General features: G+C 73.7%; 12 protein-coding genes and 1 pseudogene. 2 read left to right on the top strand and 11 right to left on the bottom strand.

Features of this window, described 5'->3' with window-relative positions; all coding sequences use genetic code 11:
* Positions 1-7 precede the first annotated feature (7 nt).
* The 3 genes from UW392_RS36850 to UW392_RS36840 all read right to left on the bottom strand — a co-directional run bounded on the left by UW392_RS36850 (position 8) and on the right by UW392_RS36840 (position 5,698).
* Positions 8-2,698 carry a GNAT family N-acetyltransferase gene (locus UW392_RS36850; protein WP_320779576.1) on the bottom strand — a complete coding sequence of 897 codons (2,691 nt, stop codon included), beginning with the start codon at positions 2,696-2,698 and terminating at the stop codon, positions 8-10.
* Positions 2,699-3,015: 317 nt separating this feature from the next.
* Positions 3,016-3,954, bottom strand: coding sequence for a universal stress protein (locus tag UW392_RS36845; protein ID WP_320779575.1), 939 nt, complete (start codon positions 3,952-3,954; stop codon positions 3,016-3,018).
* 181 nt (positions 3,955-4,135) lie between these two features.
* The gene (locus UW392_RS36840) at positions 4,136-5,698 is read right to left on the bottom strand and encodes an Acg family FMN-binding oxidoreductase (RefSeq protein WP_320779574.1); all 1,563 of its coding nucleotides are present in this window, start codon (positions 5,696-5,698) and stop codon (positions 4,136-4,138) included.
* A gap of 205 nt (positions 5,699-5,903) precedes the next feature.
* Here UW392_RS36840 and UW392_RS36835 point away from each other — a divergent pair, with 205 nt between their 5' ends.
* Complete coding sequence (locus UW392_RS36835) at positions 5,904-6,191, top strand: SHOCT domain-containing protein (RefSeq protein WP_320779573.1); 288 nt, start codon at positions 5,904-5,906, stop codon at positions 6,189-6,191.
* Between the two features lie 456 nt (positions 6,192-6,647).
* Here UW392_RS36835 and UW392_RS36830 read toward each other — a convergent pair whose 3' ends face one another.
* The 8 genes and pseudogenes from UW392_RS36830 to UW392_RS36795 all read right to left on the bottom strand — a co-directional run bounded on the left by UW392_RS36830 (position 6,648) and on the right by UW392_RS36795 (position 15,975).
* Entirely contained in the window at positions 6,648-7,283 is a 636-nt protein-coding gene (locus UW392_RS36830; RefSeq protein WP_320779572.1) for a hypothetical protein, read from the bottom strand.
* A gap of 2 nt (positions 7,284-7,285) precedes the next feature.
* Positions 7,286-7,417, bottom strand: a complete 132-nt coding sequence (locus tag UW392_RS36825; RefSeq protein WP_320779571.1) for a hypothetical protein — start codon at positions 7,415-7,417, stop codon at positions 7,286-7,288.
* Between the two features lie 335 nt (positions 7,418-7,752).
* Positions 7,753-9,135, bottom strand: coding sequence for a HAMP domain-containing sensor histidine kinase (locus UW392_RS36820; protein ID WP_320779570.1), 1,383 nt, complete (start codon positions 9,133-9,135; stop codon positions 7,753-7,755).
* A 6-nt stretch (positions 9,136-9,141) separates the two neighbouring features.
* The gene (locus UW392_RS36815) at positions 9,142-9,840 is read right to left on the bottom strand and encodes a response regulator transcription factor (protein WP_320779569.1); all 699 of its coding nucleotides are present in this window, start codon (positions 9,838-9,840) and stop codon (positions 9,142-9,144) included.
* Between the two features lie 87 nt (positions 9,841-9,927).
* Positions 9,928-10,953, bottom strand: a complete 1,026-nt coding sequence (locus UW392_RS36810) for a hypothetical protein (RefSeq protein WP_320779568.1) — start codon at positions 10,951-10,953, stop codon at positions 9,928-9,930.
* Positions 10,950-14,204, bottom strand: a complete 3,255-nt coding sequence (locus UW392_RS36805) for a CHAT domain-containing protein (RefSeq protein ID WP_320779567.1) — start codon at positions 14,202-14,204, stop codon at positions 10,950-10,952. Before UW392_RS36805 ends, UW392_RS36810 begins: the two co-directional genes overlap by 4 nt.
* A 274-nt stretch (positions 14,205-14,478) precedes the next feature.
* Positions 14,479-14,817: pseudogene (locus tag UW392_RS36800) on the bottom strand (RNA-guided endonuclease InsQ/TnpB family protein); the annotation flags it as partial.
* A gap of 255 nt (positions 14,818-15,072) precedes the next feature.
* Entirely contained in the window at positions 15,073-15,975 is a 903-nt protein-coding gene (locus tag UW392_RS36795) for a universal stress protein (protein WP_320779566.1), read from the bottom strand.
* Positions 15,976-16,381: 406 nt separating this feature from the next.
* On the opposite strand from UW392_RS36795, the gene UW392_RS36790 reads away from it, so the two are divergent.
* Complete coding sequence (locus UW392_RS36790; RefSeq protein WP_320779565.1) at positions 16,382-17,053, top strand: CBS domain-containing protein; 672 nt, start codon at positions 16,382-16,384, stop codon at positions 17,051-17,053.
* Positions 17,054-17,126 lie beyond the last annotated feature (73 nt).

Here is a 17,126-nt window from a genome sequence, read left to right as displayed (position 1 = left end):
CACCTCCTCAGCGCAGCCGGCGCAGGTAGGGGTCGCGCGGCCGGCGTGGCATCAGGCGTACGCGGGCGTCGAGGACCGTGACGCCGCCGGGGGTCGCGAGGACCGGGTTGAAGTCGGCCTCGGCGAGCTGCGGCAGGTCCTGGGCCATCCGCGACAGCCGGTGGAGCAGCTGCTCCAGGCCGTCGAGGTCGACCGGTCCGGCGCCGGCCGCCCCGAACAGCAGGGGCGCGCAGCGCGGTGCGGTGATCAGGTCGTGCACGTCCAGGTCGGTGAGCGGGGCGAGGCGGGCCGCGTGGTCGGCGAGGACCTCGGTGGCCGTGCCGCCGAGCCCGAACACGACGAGCGGTCCGAACACCTCGTCCTGGGTGACCCCCGCGAACAGCTCGGTGCCGCGTGCGGCGAGCGGCTGCACGACGACTCCGGTCATCAGCCCCGAGAACCGGGTCTCCAGGTCCCGGAAGGCGCCGCGGACCTGCGCCTCGCCGTCGAGGTCGAGGTGGACGGCGTGCTGGGTGCTCTTGTGGACCAGTCCGGGCCAGTACGCCTTCATGACGACCCTGCCGTCGGCACCGCGCAGCCGGTCGGCCGCCCGTACGGCGTCGTCCTCGGTGTCCGCCCAGGCCCACGGCGACTGCGGGACGCCGTAGCACGTCAGGAGTTCGGCGCAGGTGCGCGGGTCGAGCCAGCCTCCGTCCGGGTGCGCGGCGAGCCAGGCGTCGGCCACCTCGTGGGCCCGCCCGCCGTTGGTGCCGTCGGGGGCCCGGGTGGTGCCGGCGGGCCGGGCCAGCCAGGCGGCCCTGCGGGCGGCGTGGGCAAGGGCGCGTGCCGCCGCCTGCGGTTCGGCGTAGGACGGGACACTGCCCCCGTCGCCGGCCGGCAGCAGGCGGACCGGCGGCTCCTGTTCCAGCCGTACGAGAAGAACGGGCCGCTCCCGGCGGGCGGGCCCCCGGGTGACGGCGCGGGCCAGGTCGTCGCCGGTCGCGGCGGCGACGGCGGTGGGGACCAGGGCGACCACGACGGCGTCGACGCCGCGGTGGGCGGTGAGGCGGTCGACGCAGGCCCGGAGTTCGTCCTCTGTCACGGCGGCGGTGGCGTCCACGGGGTTGCGTACCGAGGCCCCGTCCGGCAGCACGGCCAGCAGGTCGTCGACCAGTTCGGCGGTGGGCGCGGGCAGGACGAGCCCCGCCTCGGCGCAGGCGTCCGCGGTGAGCACGCCGGCACCGCCCGCGTTGGTGACGACGGCGACCCGGGTGCCTGCGGGCAGCGGCTGGGCGTGGAACAGCGCGGCGGTTTCGAGGAGTTCACCGATGGAGCGGGCCGCGGTGACGCCGGCCTGGGTGAACAGGGCCTGGCGGGTCATCGTGCGGGTCGCGGCGGCCGCGGTGTGCGAGGCGGCGGCCTGCCGGCCGGCGTCGGTGCGGCCGGCGTCGACGGTCAGGACCGGCATCCGGCGGGTGATCCGCCGGGCGGTGCGGGAGAAGGCCCGTGGGTTGCCGAAGGACTCCAGGTGCAGCAGCGCGAGGTCGGTCACCCCGTCGCTCTCCCACCACTGGAGCATGTCGTTGCCGCTCACGTCGTACTTGTCACCGAGCGAGGCGAAGGAGGAGACCCCGATGCCCAGCCGGGACACTCCCTCCAGCAGGGCGATGCCCACACCGCCCGACTGCGCGGCGACCCCGGCGGTTCCTGGCCGCGGATGGATCGCCGCGAAGGTGGCGTCGAGCCGGACGGCGGGGTCGGTGTGGGCGACGCCGAGGCAGTTGGGGCCCACCAGGCGCATGCCGTAGGTGCGGCAGGTGGCCAGCAGAGCCGCTGCCTGACGGGCATCGAGGCCCGCGGTGACCACCACCAGGGCGCGGACGCCCGCTTTGCCGCACTCCTCCGCCACGGTCGGTACGGCGGTGGCGGGTGTGGCGACGACGACCAGGTCGGGAAGGACTGGCAGCGCGCCGACGGCGGGGTACGACGGTACTCCGAGGAGGGCGGTGACGTGCGGGTTGACCGCCAGCAGGCGGCCGGTGAAGCCCCCGGTGCTCAAGTGGTGCAGGAGGGCACGGCCGACGGAACCGGGGTGGCGCCCGGCGCCGACGACGGCGACCGTCCTGGGCCGCAGCAGCGGCTCCATGCTCGCCACGTCGGCGGTCCGGCCCCGGTCCTCCACCGCCGCCAGGTAGGAGTCGTCCGGGTCGAGCGCGATGACGCAGCGGGTCTCGGGGCCGTCGGCCCGGCGGCTGATCCGCAGCCCCAGGTCGGTGAAGAGGCGCATGACCTCCCGGTTCTCGCTGAGCGCGTCCGCCGTGAAGACCGTGATGCCGTCGGCGCGGGCCGTCGACGCCAGGTGCTCGACGAGCAGGGTGCCCACCCCCCGGTGGTGCAGCCCGTCCGCGACCGCGAGGGCGAGTTCGGCCGTGTCCGGCTCGCTCCCCCGCTGGTACTCGGCGAGGCCGATGATCTGTCCCTGCCGTTCGGCCACCAGGGCCCGGTGCCCCGGCCGTGCCGTCATGCAGGCGTGGTCCGCGGCGACGGCGGCGGAGCGTCGGCTGACCGCGAAGAACCGCATGCGCAGGTTCTCCGGCGACATCTCCTCGTAGAGACCCTGTAGTTGGTCGTGGTCGTCGGGCACCACGGCGCGGACGCGGACGGTGGTGCCGTCCGTGAGCAGGGCGTGGATCGCGGGGCTGCGCGGGTCGTCCGTCATCGGACTTCTCCTCTCGGCGGTTCCAGCGTCCCGCCGTGCGCGGGACGGGCAGAGGGGCCGTCCGGGAGCGGCCCGGGGGCCGGTCGGCCCTGATGGACCGGATGCGGGTGCCGACGGTGTCCCGGCGGGCGCGATCGGGAGCGGATGCCGGTGCCGACGACGACCCGGCGGACGTCGTCGCTTCCCGGCATGAGCCTGCCGCTGTCAGAGGGGGACACCCGCGTCCAACCCCGCGCCCCGCTTCCGCCGGTGGGGGCCCGGAGACCGCCCGGCCTCGGGCCCCCGCTCCGCCCTCCGGCGCGGAGGACGGGCTCCGGTCAGTCGTGCGGGACCAGCGCGACCGGGCAGCCGACATGGTGGATCAGGGCGTGGGCGACCGGCCCGGTGTGCGGACGACCAGGTGCCGCGCGCCTGCCTCGCCGGCCGACGACCAGCAGCCCCGCTCCCTCCGCCGCCCGTACCAGGACGTGCCCAGCGCGTCCCTCGTGCAGAACGGTCGTGACGGGGACACCGGGGAACTTCCGGCGCCAGGGCGACAGCAGCTCCTCCACCTCCCTGTCGACCGTGGCCTTGACCTGTGCCCGTTCGCCGGCGTCCACCACCCCGCGTGCGAGCGGCACGTGCCAGGCGTGCACGACGCGCAGCGGAGCGTGCCGCAGCTCGGCCGACCGGAACGCGAAGCGCAGGACGTCCTCGCCCGGCCCATCCATGTCCAGGGCGACCGCGACGTCACGCCAGGGTGGGTCCGCCGACGGTCCGCGCCCTTTCGCCGGCAGATGGTCGGACTTCTCCGTGAACCCCGCGCGGACCATGACGACCGGACGTCCGGCGTGCGCGGCCACGGCCATCGCGACCGAGCCGGAGAGGAAGCCTCCCACCGGCCCGAACCCCTGGCTGCCGAGCACCAGCAGCTCGGCGTGGTCGGCCTCGGCCAGCAGGGCGGGACCGGGCTGCCTGGCCACCTGTTCCGCCGCTAGGTACAGCCGCGGATACTGTTCGTTCAGCTCCTCGACCGCGGTGCGCAGCACCCGGCGCGCGAAGTACCGCGGCGCCCGCAGCTCGGGCAGGTTTCCTTCGGTTCCGCTCTCGGGCAGGCCCTCGAAGGCATGGACCAGCCGGAGCGGCGCGTCCCGGCGCAGTGCCTCCCTCGCCGCCCAGTGGGCCGCGGCGAGGCTCTCGCGTGAACCGTCCAGGCCGACCACGACCGGGCTGGGGATCATGACCGTCGCCTCCTCGTCCTTGGCGGGTGTGGCCACGCGGACGGCCGGTGGCGGCGGAACCGTGGGCTCCGGAAGAACCGGCCGTGCGGCGGGCGCCTTCGGGCATCCTTAGTCCGGTACCAGCGTCCCGCCGTGGCGGACCGCCGGGCAAGGGCCGTCCGGCCCACACCGGCCTCCGGGCGGCCTCGTCGGACACGCTTCCTTTCCACGGTGGCCGTCACCTCCAGCTGGGGGAGGAGGTGTGCGCGAACACCTCGGACAGCGGACGCCGCGGCGCGACGAACGTCGCCGGCGCCCGGCCGAGCCGCAGCAGTACCTGGGGGAACCAGCCGGCCGTGAGCCTCGCCCGTAGCTCGGCCCGGAGCCCTGGCACCTCCAGCGGCTGGGTGTGGAAGGCGGCCGTCACACCGTGCGCCGCCGCGTACAGCAGGACGCGCTGCAGCGCCTGTCCCGACCGCAGGCGGTCCGCCGGTCCGTCCCGCACGGTGGAGAGCAGCACGACGGTGCCCGTGCCTGCCTCCCTCCCGCGCGAGTGGACCCGGTCGTCGCGCCGGAGGGCGGGGGCGAGGTAGTCACGGCCGGGCAGCAGGGTGCGGTCCGGATGCGGGGCGCAGGCTGCGACGGGCACGCCGTGCCGTCCGACGCACCGTGCCAGTTCGGCGGCGCGTCGGGGGTCGGCACGGTTGTGCTGTTCGGCCTCGCGGACCCGCTCCGCGAGCAGCTCCAGCTGCTTGGCGTCGTCCACGACCTGGAGCGCGACGCCCTCGGTATGAGCCTGCTCGTAGAGGTCACCGAGCAGTTCCTTCGCCACCGGTACGGGGCCGAAGGGTCCGCGGTGCGTGTGCCGGCGGGGCATCGCAGCGGCCAGGAGCAGTTCGGCGGGGGTGGCCGGCGCGTGGGCGCCGAACGCCACCCGGGCCAGGAGAGCGGCGTCCGTCACGTCCGGCAGGATGTCGACGACGGGGCGGAAGCCGAGACTTCGCACGGCGAGCCGGGTGTTGAGCAGCGCCGCACCGCAGGCGATGACCATCTCCCTGCCGCCCGGGTCGGTCAGCCGCAACCACCGCCCGTGGTCCGCGTGGATCTCCACCTCCCGGTCGTGCGGGTCCACCGCGAAGGCCCAGGGCTGGGTGTTGTGCGGTGAGGGGGCGAGGACAGCGGCTCGCACGACGTGGCACGCGGCTCGGCCGACCCGTTCGCTCGTCAGGGACATCGGGACACCTCCTGTGGGGCCTTCTCCGCCCGGCGGCGGAGCACGGAACGGACCGGGCCGCTGCGCGCGCCGCCGCGTGAGCGGAGCGTGGAGCGCGGGTGCGCAGGGGGCCACGGTGTGCGCTCGGTGGGGGCCGGCGGCACGGACCAGGTACCGTGCCGCCGCGCGGACTTCCGCGTACGACGGAACGGTCGTGTCGTGGTCGGCGGACAGCAGCCGCAGGGCCGGGCGCTGGCCCGTCCGTACGAGGACGACCGGTTTGCCCCTGCGGGGACCGCCCCGGGTGAGCGCACGGATCAGTCGTTCGTCGCCGGCGGGCTCCGCCTCGGGGGTGAGGATCACCAGTACGCCGTCCACGACCGGATGCCGTAGCAACCGGTCGACGCACGCGCGTAGTTGCTCCTCGCCCACGGCGGCGGTGGTGGTCACGGGATCGGCGAGGACCGCGCCCCGGGGCAGGACGGCGAAGAGGCCGTCGACCAGTTCGGCGGTGAGCCGCGGCAGAGCGGCCCCTTCACGTGCGCACGCGTCGGCGGCCAAGGCGCCCGCGCCCGCGACCGTGGCCACGACGGCCACCCGGCACCTGATCATCGGGGCCGCCCCCCCCTTCGCCGTCTTCCCGGCACTTGGAGCGTGCGACGGAACCCGGCCGTCCGCCGAGGGCACAACGGCGGTCCGCCAAGGGCCGGTCGGCCCACGCTGCCGTACCGGCGGTCGTACGAGACTGGAACGGAGAGACGGACGACGGCGAGACGAGAGGAGTGGACGAGTGATGATGTACGGAGACGGACACGGGTACGGCGCCTGGGGCTGGTTCGCCATGTCACTGGGCGCGCTCCTCTTCCTCTGCCTGCTGTTCGCGGGCGTGATGCTCCTCGCGCAGGTCGCACGCCGTGCCGCGGGACGCGACCTGACGTACCTCACCCCCGAGCGACTGCTCGCCGAACGGTTCGCCCGTGGTGAGATCGACGAGGAGGAGTACGAGCGGCGCTCCGCGGTGCTCCGGGCGGAGCGGCCGAGCGCGCCCCGGGGCAACCTCTTCTCCAAGCGGAGCCCGTAGGCGGGAACGCGTGCACCGCCGGCTGTCTCCCGCACCGGCCGGCGGTGCTGTCCAGGAACGCTTCTCGGTCCGCCGGACCGGGACGCGGCCCGGCGTGGCAGCCCGTCCTCGACGGACGCGGCCACGGTCCGGCTGACCAAGCGCCGGCGACGCCCGTCTCGGTGGCGAGAGCGCCGACGGTCGTATCGCCCGGCGCATCGGCGATCACATGGCGTACGAGGTCGCGGGGGGAGGTTCTTGTCCGGTGCCGGCGCGCGTCGCCGCGGAAGGGACGGCGCCGGGACCGATCCGGTCCGGCGCCAGGTCCTCGGAAGACCGCTCGCAGGGCCGAGCGAGAACCGAGCCACGCCGGCCTCCCGCTGGTCGACGGCGACCCGACGAGCGACAACGGAGACACCTTCGGCACCCGTGCGATCCGGCGCCACGGCACCCGCCCGGCGGTACGACCGCTGCCGTCTACCCGTTCCACGCCGAGACCAGATGGACGCCGGCGAGCGCCACGGCGGTCCCCGCGCCGAGTGCCATGACCAGCACCGCCCAGCGTCCGGCCCGCCCGGGGACGGCCTGCCCCCTGCCCTCCGGACGGCGGCGCAACTCGGCACCGACGAGGCGTGGCAGCCGCCACACATGGGCGAGGACGTGCACCGTCGTCACGGCGATCCAGCACACGAAGCCTGCCTTGTGCAGCCACAGCACCGGTGACCGAGCCGTGCCGGCGGGTCCGAGTATGGCCAGCGTCACCCCCGTGGCGAGGACAGCCGCACTCGTGGCCACGACCAAGGGCCCGAGGACGCGCAGCACCGGTGCGGGCGGGCTCTTGCGGCGGTATGCGGGCGCCCCCGTGTAGTAGCGGACGACGCGGTAGCCGGTGGCGCCGATCTTGAGGCAGACCGGGCCGGTCAGCAACAGCCCGACGAAGAAGTGCACAGTCAGCAACTGATCCAGGAAGAGGACAGTGACGCCCTGGACGGCGAACAGGACCAGCAGCACCGTGCCTGTCGACGCCGTCAGCCGCTCGTTGCCCTCCGGACCGCCGGTCACGGCACCGGATGCCGTGGCCGGCGGCCCCTGCCGCGGCCCCCCGGCGCTCACGATCACCGCTCCGTTCCGGCGGTCGCGGTCGGCACGCGCGCGTCGGGGTCGGTGACGAGGACGAAGACGGTGGTGCCGAGCCCGCGGAGAGACACCGCGGTGGGTCGTGCGGCGGCGGGGTTCATGACATTCATGACGTCCCCGTGGTGGTGTGCGGTGGTTGCGGAAGGGCGGGGGCGACGCCCGGGGCGGGTGGCGGGCTCGCCGGTGGTACGGACGCGGGGGCCGACGGACGGGTGGCGTCCCCGACGGAGGGTTCGGACGTGGCAGGTGAGGTGTGGGCGTATCCGATGGCGAGCGGCAGAAAACCGACAGCCGCCGGGGCCGGGGGTCGAGCGGGGAACATGATTCCTCCTCGGCCGGGGGCGCGTGCCTGGCTGGTGCGACGCTCGACATCCCCGGCCATGGATGTCGGGCGTCCGTTCACCAGACTGCGCGAGAGCACGTCGGGAACCGGTTCAGGGGTTCTTCAGAAGTCGTGAAGGCCGGGGCCGGTGCGGGTCCCGCGGGTGCCTGACCGAACGGGCAGCGACAGGGCCGCCGTCAGTCCTCCACCGGGGGTGTCCAGCAACTCCGCCGTGCCGCCGTTGGCGGTCACCAGTCGGTGCACGATGGCCAGACCCAGGCCGGAGCCGGTCGACGCGGAGGGGCCGAAACGGCGGAACGCCGCGTCCCGTGCCGCCCGGCTCATACCGGGGCCGTGGTCGACGACCCGCAGTTCGACGGCCTCGCCCCGGCGCCTGCCGGTGATCAGGACCCGGCCGTGCTCCGGTACCGCGTCGAGGGAGTTGGCGATCAGGTTGTCGAGTACCTGCTCCAGGTCGTCCGCGCCCAGGAAGGCGGTGAGGCCGGGGCTGCAGTCGGCGGTGAGCCGGACGCCACCGGCCCGGGCTACGGGGGCCCACGCGGCACGGCGTTCGGCGACGAGCCGGTCCACCCGCACCTTCACCGGCCGCGGCACCGCGTGCTCGGCGCGCGCCACCGCGAGCAGTCCGTCCACCAGCCGGGTCAGCCGGGCGATCTCGCCCTGGGCGTCGGTCAGGTCCGCCGCGGCGACCGCGTCCGCGTCCGCGGCGAGGAGGTCGAGCCGCAGCCGGAGCGCCGCGAGGGGAGTGCGCAGCTGGTGCGAGACATCGGCCACCACCGCTCGGTGACCGTGGATCAGTACCTCGGTGCGCGCGGCCATGGTGTTGAACGTCGTCGCGAGGCGGCGCACCTCCCCCGGTCCCGTCGGCGCCGGCGCCCTCGCGTCCAGCGCTCCCTCGCCCAGCCGCCGCGCCGCCTCGTCCAGGGTCCGCAGCGGGCGGCCGACCCAGCGGGCCAGGGCCGTCGCGACGAGCAACGCCGCGACGAGACCGCCGGCACCGATCGAGGCGAGCCGGCCCCACATCGCCAGGATCCGGTCGTGCGGCGGATCGGCCGACCGGACCGACAGAGCGACCCCGACGGGCTGCGCGGATTCGCCGACCGGTACGGCCGTGGCCAGCCACCGCCCGTCCTCGTGCGTCGTGGGTCCGCGGTGGGCGAGCACCGAGGCGACCATCGTCGACGTGCCGTCCGCGACCGGCTCGGGACAGGGAGACCCGATCACGGGACGGCCCGCGGCGTCGTAGACGCAGGCACAACCGCCCCTCCCCCGGACCCGCGCGATCAGTCTCCGGGCAGAGGCGTCCGACCTGCCGTCCGACAGGTGCTCCTCGGCAGCGGAGGCGATCGACCTCGTCACAGAGGCCGCCTCCGTCCGGAACAAGGTCTGCTCGCGCTCCGCCATCGTCAGCCCCAACGGCACCACCGCCAGCACCAGCAGGGCGGCGACCAGGGCGAGAACGCTGAGCGCGATACGCCGGGACACGGCGTGTCAACCGGCTTCGCCGAGCCGGAAGCCGCGGCCGTACACCGTCTCGACCAACCCGGGCACACCCAGCTTGCGGCGCAGCGCCGCCAGGTGGACGTCCAGTACCTTCGTGGGGCCGTACCAGTGGGCGTCCCAGACACGTTCCAGGATCTCCTGCCTGGTGACCACCCGGCCCGGGTCGACGGCGAGGCACTGGAGGATGTCGAACTCCTTCGGTGTCAGGGCGATGTCGTTCCCGCGCACCAGCACCTTCCGGGTACGCGGATCCACGACGAGCGGGCCGTGCGTCAGCGGTCCGGGTCCACAGGGCCGGACGCGGCGCATCACCGCTCTGACGCGTGCCAGCAGTTCCGCCAGCCCGAAGGGCTTGACGAGGTAGTCGTCGGCGCCTTCGTCGAGGGCGACGACCCGGTCACCTTCCTCGCCGCGGGCGGTCACCACGATGATCGCCACGTCCGGCCGCCGCCGCAGTGACCGGCAGACCTCGACACCGTCCAGGTCCGGCAGGCCGAGGTCGAGCAGGACCAGGTCGGGCACCGGCCGGTGCAGGAGCGCGCCGCGTCCGGTACCCACGCCGGTCGCCCGGTATCCGGCTCGCGACAGGCCCCGTACCAGTGACCCGGCCAGCCCCGCGTCGTCCTCGACGACCAGGACGCTGAGCGCGTCGTCGGGTTGGCTCGCGGGGGCGTGCCGCTGCTCCACGGCAACAGCGTAGAACGACGAGGCGCGCCTGTCCGGAGCAACGGGGAACCGGGGGCCTTCGGCCACGCGTCCGCCCGGAGCGAGCGCTCAGGTACCCGCCGCGGGCGGTTGCGCCGACGGCGGGCGCCAGTCGGGTGCCGGGTGTTCGTACCGCAGTGGTCCTCTCCGTCCCGCGCTCATCCGGCGGCTGAGTTCCCGGTTGGCCTCCAGTTCGTCGGCCGAGGAGTCGGGCAGCGGCAGGTGCAGGGCCGTGAGCAGATCGAAACGGTGCAGGTCGAAGGCGGTCCGGATCAGGACGCCGTACATCACGGCGGCGGAGACAGCGGTACGGTAGGCACCCAGGGACACCAGCGTCAGGGCGACCGGCACCCAGAGCCAGGGCAGTCCCTGGCTGCCGGCGCAGAGGAACCTCACCAGCGTGACCGGAACGGACAACGCCGTCGCCGCCGTGACGCGCACGGCGAAGTCCAGCTGGTCCCGCTGGTCGTCCACCGCCTCCTTGAGACGGGGACCCATCACGCTGTACAGGGCGGGCCAGAAGGTGACGGCGTCAAGACCGTACCGGTGGGCGGGGAGTTGCTCAGCGGTGTGCAAGGCGTTGCCGAGCCTGGTGGGCAGGATGTGCGCCGGGTCCAGGAACTCCTGAAGCAGGCGTTCGGTCGCGTACCGCTGCCGGCTCTCCGTCAGGGCCGTACGTTCCGCCCGCCAGGCCTCCTTGCGGGTGCGGACGTGCTGCCGCGTCCCGCCGGGCGCCCCGCCCTCGGACTGCTCGCGCAGCCGTCGCAGCCGCCATCGGTGACGGGCGCCGAGCGCGGTCGCCAGTCCGGCGGGGCAGCACGGGTGGTAGGTCCAGTAGCCCTCCAGCAACCGGATCAGGGGCAGTTGGAAGGCGTTGGCCAGCAGCACGAGGCAGGCGATCCCCAGTGCGAGCAGGACCAGGTCCCTGCTGCCGAGACCGTCCACCGCACTCGTGAGCCTGCTCCAGCACGGCGGATCACCCAGCGCCCACACAGCGAGCACCAGCGAGACGAAGAACACGGCGGGCAGGAGGCCCACCACCCGGAATCTGCTGAGTCCGCCGGTCAGTACTCCGGCCAGCCCCTGCCACATCATGCGGCGGCCCGGGGCGGTTCGGTCTCCACGTACCGCCGGTCGTGCCGGGCACAGGTGGGGAACAACGGCTCGTAGTGATGCAGGATGCGGATCGCCGGCTCGGTGGGGCACTCCGGGCACCGCACCCACACCTCGTACGTGGACGGGAGACCGGGCAGTCCGTCGAACAGCGGCACTTCCTGTCGTGCCCTGACCCGGGCCAGCGCGGCGTGCGCCTCGGTCAGTCCGTCCGTGACCGGCAGGCTCTCCAGCTGTTCGACGGCCCTGAGCAGATACGTGTGGGCCCACGCGAAGTCACCGCGGGCCTCCTCCGTCTCGGCGAGCGAGCACAGGACCCGCGACCGCTCGCCCGGGGCGTCCATCCGCTCGTACAGACCCAGACTCGCCCGCAGCCGCGCCCGGGCCGACGACTCGTCGGACGCGCTGAGCGCCAGCCGTCCCAGCCGGTGTTCCACGAGGGCCTCGCCCCACTTGTACCCTCCTTGCCGGTAGAGGCTCAGCGCCTGTCGGTACAGACCTTCCGCCTCGTCGTGGTCGCCGCGTGCCTCGGCGGTGGAGGCCAGCCCCGAGACCAGGTCGCCCCGGACGGAGAGCGGAGTGTCGACGACGGCCAGCGCCAGACCGCGGCGCCGGTGCGCGTCGGCGTCGTCGGGCAGCCTCATCTGCTGCAGCACTTCCGCGAGGACGCGTTCGGCGACCGCACGGCCGTGCCGGTGATCGAGATGTTCGAACTTGTCGTACGCCCGTTCGCTCCACAGACGGGCCCGTTCCAGTGCGCCCTGCGCGGCATACACCGCGGCGATCGGGTAGACAGCACACCACGCCTGGTTCAGCGCATCGTCGAGCCGGTCCGCCGCGTCGTAGGCCCAGTCGCCGACCGCGACGGCATCGCTGTACAGCTGACGCCGGTACAGGACGTGCCACAGCGCGTACCGGAAGCGCAGGACGGCGTGCCAGTCGCGCAGTTCATGAGCTTGCTCGACCGCCCAGACCTCGTTGGCGAGGGTGTCGTCGGAGCTGTCCCACTCACCGCGCTGCCACCGGGTACCGTGTTCCGCCAGGTCCAGCGCGTGACGTACGGCGCGCCTGATCAGCTGCTGCGCCTTGGCCTGGCCGTAGCCGCACAGGCTCTGCTGGCGCACGCGCTGTGTCAGGTGCACCGTCTCGGCGCCCGGGCGGACCGTGACCAGGCCGAGGCGCTCCAGCCGGCGCAGGGCCTGGCGGGTGCTCTGCTCGTCCTGGCTCAGTGTGAGGGCCAGTTGGGAGAGGGTCAGCGGGGCGGGGAAGACGGCCACCAGTTCCAGCGCCGTACGCTCGGGCTCGCTCAGCCGCTGCCTGGACCTCGCGATCAGCCGTCCGGCCAGGGCCCCGCCGGAACCGCCCTCCGAGAGGGCGAGCGACCCAGCCGGCACCCCGTCCGCCAGAGCGCCGACGAACAGCCGCAGGGCAAAGGTGTCGGTCACCGCGTCGCACAGGAGTTCCCGCAGCTCTTCCGCGTCGGGCACCCGTCCCCGGGACAGGCCGAGTTCCGCCGCGCAGTCCCGTACGAAGGCGTAGGCGTCGCCCGGCTCCAGGCCGTCGACCCGGACGGTGCAGCCCTGCTCCGGACCGGCGTCCTCCGGAGCGTGGCTGGTGGCCAGCACGGTGGTGGGCGGGGGGAACCTGTCGAGAAGATCGGCGAGGGTCGATCCGCGCACCTCGTCGATGTCGTCGATCACCAGCAGGCAGCGCCGCTGGCTCAGGGCACGGCGCAGCAGATGCCACCGTTCCTGCTCAGTGGCTTGCAACAGGCCGTGCACGCGCAGTCCTGAGGCGATCTGCTGGTACAGGTCGTCCATGGACCAGCCCATGCGCTGCTGTTGCTGTTTGGGAAAGGGCCCGGACAGCGGCGAGGTCCGCCGCCGGGCCCAGGCCGCCCCGCCGATCCCGGCGGACCGGCCGGGGTCCGCCAGGTAGCGCCGGGCGGCCTCGATCATCAGGCTGGAGCTGCCGTGGCCGGCCGGACCGCGCACCAGGACGAGCCGTTCCCGCCGGTCCAGCGCGTCGCCGACGAGCCGCAGTTCCCGCTCCCGGCCCGGGAAGCGCCGGTACGGCGACCAGGGCAGCCGGTCCACGAGGAGCCGGGCCGGGGCGGGCGGGTCGTCGATGTACGGCTCGTCGTCCTTGGGCACGGGAGGCTCGTCGAACAGCATGCCGTCACGGATGTTGCTGTAGAGGACAGGGGCCGCCCAGGCCGTGCGATGTCCGGGGCCCGTGGCCAGGTGGTGGCGGGCGTTGGCCATGGCGGCCTCCAGACGCTGTCCTTCGGTCAGCGCCTGGTAGAACGCCCACGAGAAGTCCGCCACCTCCCCGTCCGTGACCTGGCTCTGCATCGTGACGACCGCGGGGACCTCGGCGCGGAACACCGCCTCGGCCACCCCGAGGAAGTGCTGTGCGGCGCGGTCGCCCCCGTACCCGTTCACGCCGCCGCAGGCGCAGGAGAGGAACAGCCTCAGCCGCGGGGCGGCGAGCAGCAGCGCGCCGAGCCGACGGCCGTCGACGTACTCGGTGCGTCCGGCGTCGTCCTCGAAGAGCAGGCAGTCCGAGCCGTGGTGCCGGCCGCCGTGTCCGACGAACTGCACGACGTCCCAGTCACCGGTCACCTCGTCGGCAAGCCGCGACGTGGTGATGTGCTCGACGACGCGGAGATCGGCCCGGGAGCCCAGCTTCCGCAGCGCGGCCTCCACCCGGCGGACCGCGGTCGCCGCGTCGAAGGCCGGCCTGTCCCCGGGCTCGGCGACGATGACCAGGATGCGCAGCCGGGGCGGGAACGCCTTCTTGCCGGGCTCCGGTACGAGGGCCGAGCAGCGCACGACCGGGCGTTGCGGCGACAGCACGAACGGATACGACGCCGGCGTGTCGGAACAGATGAGTTCCCAGGGCAGTGAGGCGAGCGAGGGGTCCTGGATGTCAAGCCTCAGCCGCAGCGGGTTCTCCCGGCCGAGGGACCTGACCGCCCAGTCCCAGAGCGCGTGCAGACCGCCCGGCAACAGCGCTTTGAACAAGGTCTGCCCGAGCCTCTCGGCGTCCGCCTGCGACGCCGTTCCTCCGGCGAAACGCGCGACGCGGTCGGAGAAGTCGGACCCCGTCGGCAGCAGCAGCTGAACCGGTTCGCTGGGGTGTCCCGGGCGGACCACCGCCTCGATCCAGGTGTCGTCGTTACGGTCCTGATGGATCCTCAGGTCGAGATCCGAGTAGAACGTGGTCTCCATGACTGTCCCCCGTTCCGATCCGGGAACGGACCGGCTGGCGTCGGGCCGCCCCCCAGGCCGCCCCCGCCACCGCACTTCGGCGCGCGTCTGCCTGCTCCTTCCGACCGTCACCGGTGGCCGGGCGTCCGGACAGGGGCCGAACGGCCCTTCCCCCTCGGCGCGGTACCGCGCGACCTCGTCCAGCACCAGCCGGGCGAGGGTGCCCACAGAGTTCGACGGCCTCACCGAGACCCAGTCCGTGACTCCTCCCCCTCATGAATGAGGGGGCTTCTCGCTATACCGGGTCGGCGTCGCGACGGACCAGCCCGGCCCGTAGAACGTTGATCGCGCCCACCGTGTCCGCGTGCGCGCCGTGGCCGCACGAGACGCAGTGGAACTTCTCCTGGGTGGGCCGGTTCTCCGCTGCGACGTGCCCGCATTCGGGGCAGGTCCGGGAGGTGTTGCGGGGGTCCACGGCGATCACTTCCCGTCCGGCGCTTTCAGCCTTGGCGGTGAGGATCCTCAGGAACACCCCCCATCCGGCATCCGCGATCGAACGGTTCAGGCCCGTCCTGGCGCCGGCCCCGTTGGGCAGGAAGCCGCCCGGCCGGCCGGGGTCGGGCTTCGGCACGACGGTCTTGACCGTGCCGACCACCGGGCGGTGCTGGTTGACCTTGACGTGCCCGACACCCTGGAAGCGGACGCGCGCGTCCGTCGGCACGAGACGCGAGTACCCGGAACATGCCGCCTGCTCTCCCAGCATGGGTTCTTCGTCCGGACGCAGGCGAACGACGGAGCGGGAAGCGGTGCTGTGGCTGGCGACATCGTGCACAGCGACGCGTGCGGCGTCCGTCAATCGGCGAATGGCCCGGCGGACAGGGCCCGCTCGTCAGGTGTGGGGGACGACAGCCACAGGGCACCCGGCATGATGGATCGCGGCATGAGTGACCGGACCCGTGCGGGGTCCCAGAGGCCGATCGGTCAGGCGGTGGCCGACGACCAGGAGCCCGGCCCCCGTCGCCGCGGCGATGAGAGCGCCCGCGGGCCTGCCCTCGGCGGCACTCTCCCGTACCTCCACGTCTGGGTACTTCTCACGCCACGGCTGAAGAACACCGGAGAGGAACTCCCGCCACTCGCGGGCCTGTCCGGTGCCGGTCATCAGGCCGACCTCGCCGGGCCCCAGGGTCAACGGCCCCGGCTCCTGCCAGGCGTACACGGCCTGCAACCGCGCGCGCCTCAGCCGGGCTTCATGGAAGGCGAACTCCATGACCTCGTCGCGCGGGTCGGCGGGGTCGACGCCGAGGACCACGTCCCGGTAGCCGGTCCGCGCGGACGGCGTGCCGTCGGGCGCCGGGAGGTGTTCGTCGGCCGCGTCCTCGCCCGCTCGTACCAGGACCACCGGACGGACGCTCCGGGCCACCACACCGAACGACACGGAGCCCACCAGGAACCCGGCGATTCCGCCGAGACCGCGCGACCCCAGCACCAGAAGGTCGCACCGCTCGGCCGTCGCGAGGAGCGCCTGTGTCGCCGGTCCGTCGACCTGGTCCGCGTCGATCCGCACGTCGGGGCAGTCCGCGCGGATCCGTTCCTCGGCCTGACGCAGACAACGCCGTGCGAGAAAGCGCTGGACGGCGCTGTCCGGCTCGTTTCCACCCTCCTGTGGACTCCACGCGCGGACGTGCAGCAGGCTGAGCGGCGCCTCGCGGCGCTTCGCCTCGCGGGCCGCCCACGCGGCGGCGGCCAGGCTCTCCGCCGATCCATCGACTCCGGTGAGAACGGGGCACTGCATGGCTTCTCTCCCCCTCTGCTTGTCGCGGTCGCGTGCTTGTCGCGGTCGCGCCCTTCTTCCTTCACCGTCGCACCGTCGACGCTGGGGCGGAAAGGGCGATCCGGCCCCGGCGGAGGACCGCCGGTCCTTGCGCTGGGGACGAGCGGCTACCTGGGGGCGACCGGTCGTCCGTTCGTCCGGCCGTGCGGTACGGCGGGGCGGGGCGGGGCGTCCGTAACGGACGGCGGGCGGTTCGGGCCGTGCGGCACCATGGCTACCCCGGTCGTCCCCTTGGCCGCTCCGACGGCTCGCCGGATGCTGGGGACGGAGGAACCGGGCGGGCCCCCGGTTCGCATCCCGTGCCCGGTCGGCTCCTCCTCGCCCTGAAGGAGGTTCGGCCATGTCCGCTCACTGGAGGAGAGACATCATGGAGCACACTGGTCCGCGTGTCGTCAGTGACGTCATGACGCACACCGTGGTGGCGGTGGGAACGGACGCCCCGTTCAAGGACATCGTCGCGCTCCTGCAACAGTGGAAGGTCAGCGCCCTGCCCGTGCTGGAGGGCGAAGGCCGCGTGATCGGGGTCGTCTCCGAGGCCGACCTGCTGCCGAAGGAGGAGTTCCGCGACAGCGACCCCGACCGCTTCGTCCAGCGGCGCAGGCTGAGGGACCTGGCCAAGGCCGGTGGCATGACGGCCGCCGATGTGATGACCTCTCCCGCCGTCACCGTCCACGCCGGCACCTTGCTCGCCGAGGCCGCCCGCGTCATGGCCCAGCGGGGCGTCAAACGCCTGCCCGTGGTCGACTCCCAGGGCCTGCTGGAAGGAGTGGTGAGCCGCGGCGACCTGCTCAAGGTCTTCCTCCGCCCGGACGAGGAGATCGCGGAGGAGATCCGCCTGGAGGTGCTGCCCGACCTCGTGTCCGCGCCGTTCAAGCCTCCGCAGGTGAACGTGTCCGATGGCGTGGTCACCCTCACAGGGCAGCTACCCGACAGTTCCCTGGTTCCCGTCGCTGTCCGCCTGGTCCGCGCCGTCGAGGGAGTGGTCGACGTGGAGTACCGGCTGAGCGGCAGCCGGCCCGGGGCGGCGTCCGACGGTTAGGCAAGGCGGCTTCTGACGGACTTCCGCGGCGTGCCGCGCACGCGCGTGCGCGGCACGCCGCGGAAGTCCGTCA

This window comes from Streptomyces sp. CRN 30 (assembly GCF_034105845.1).
The sequence above is the reverse complement of the archived record's forward strand: the minus strand, read 5'-3'. Positions and strand labels throughout refer to the sequence as shown.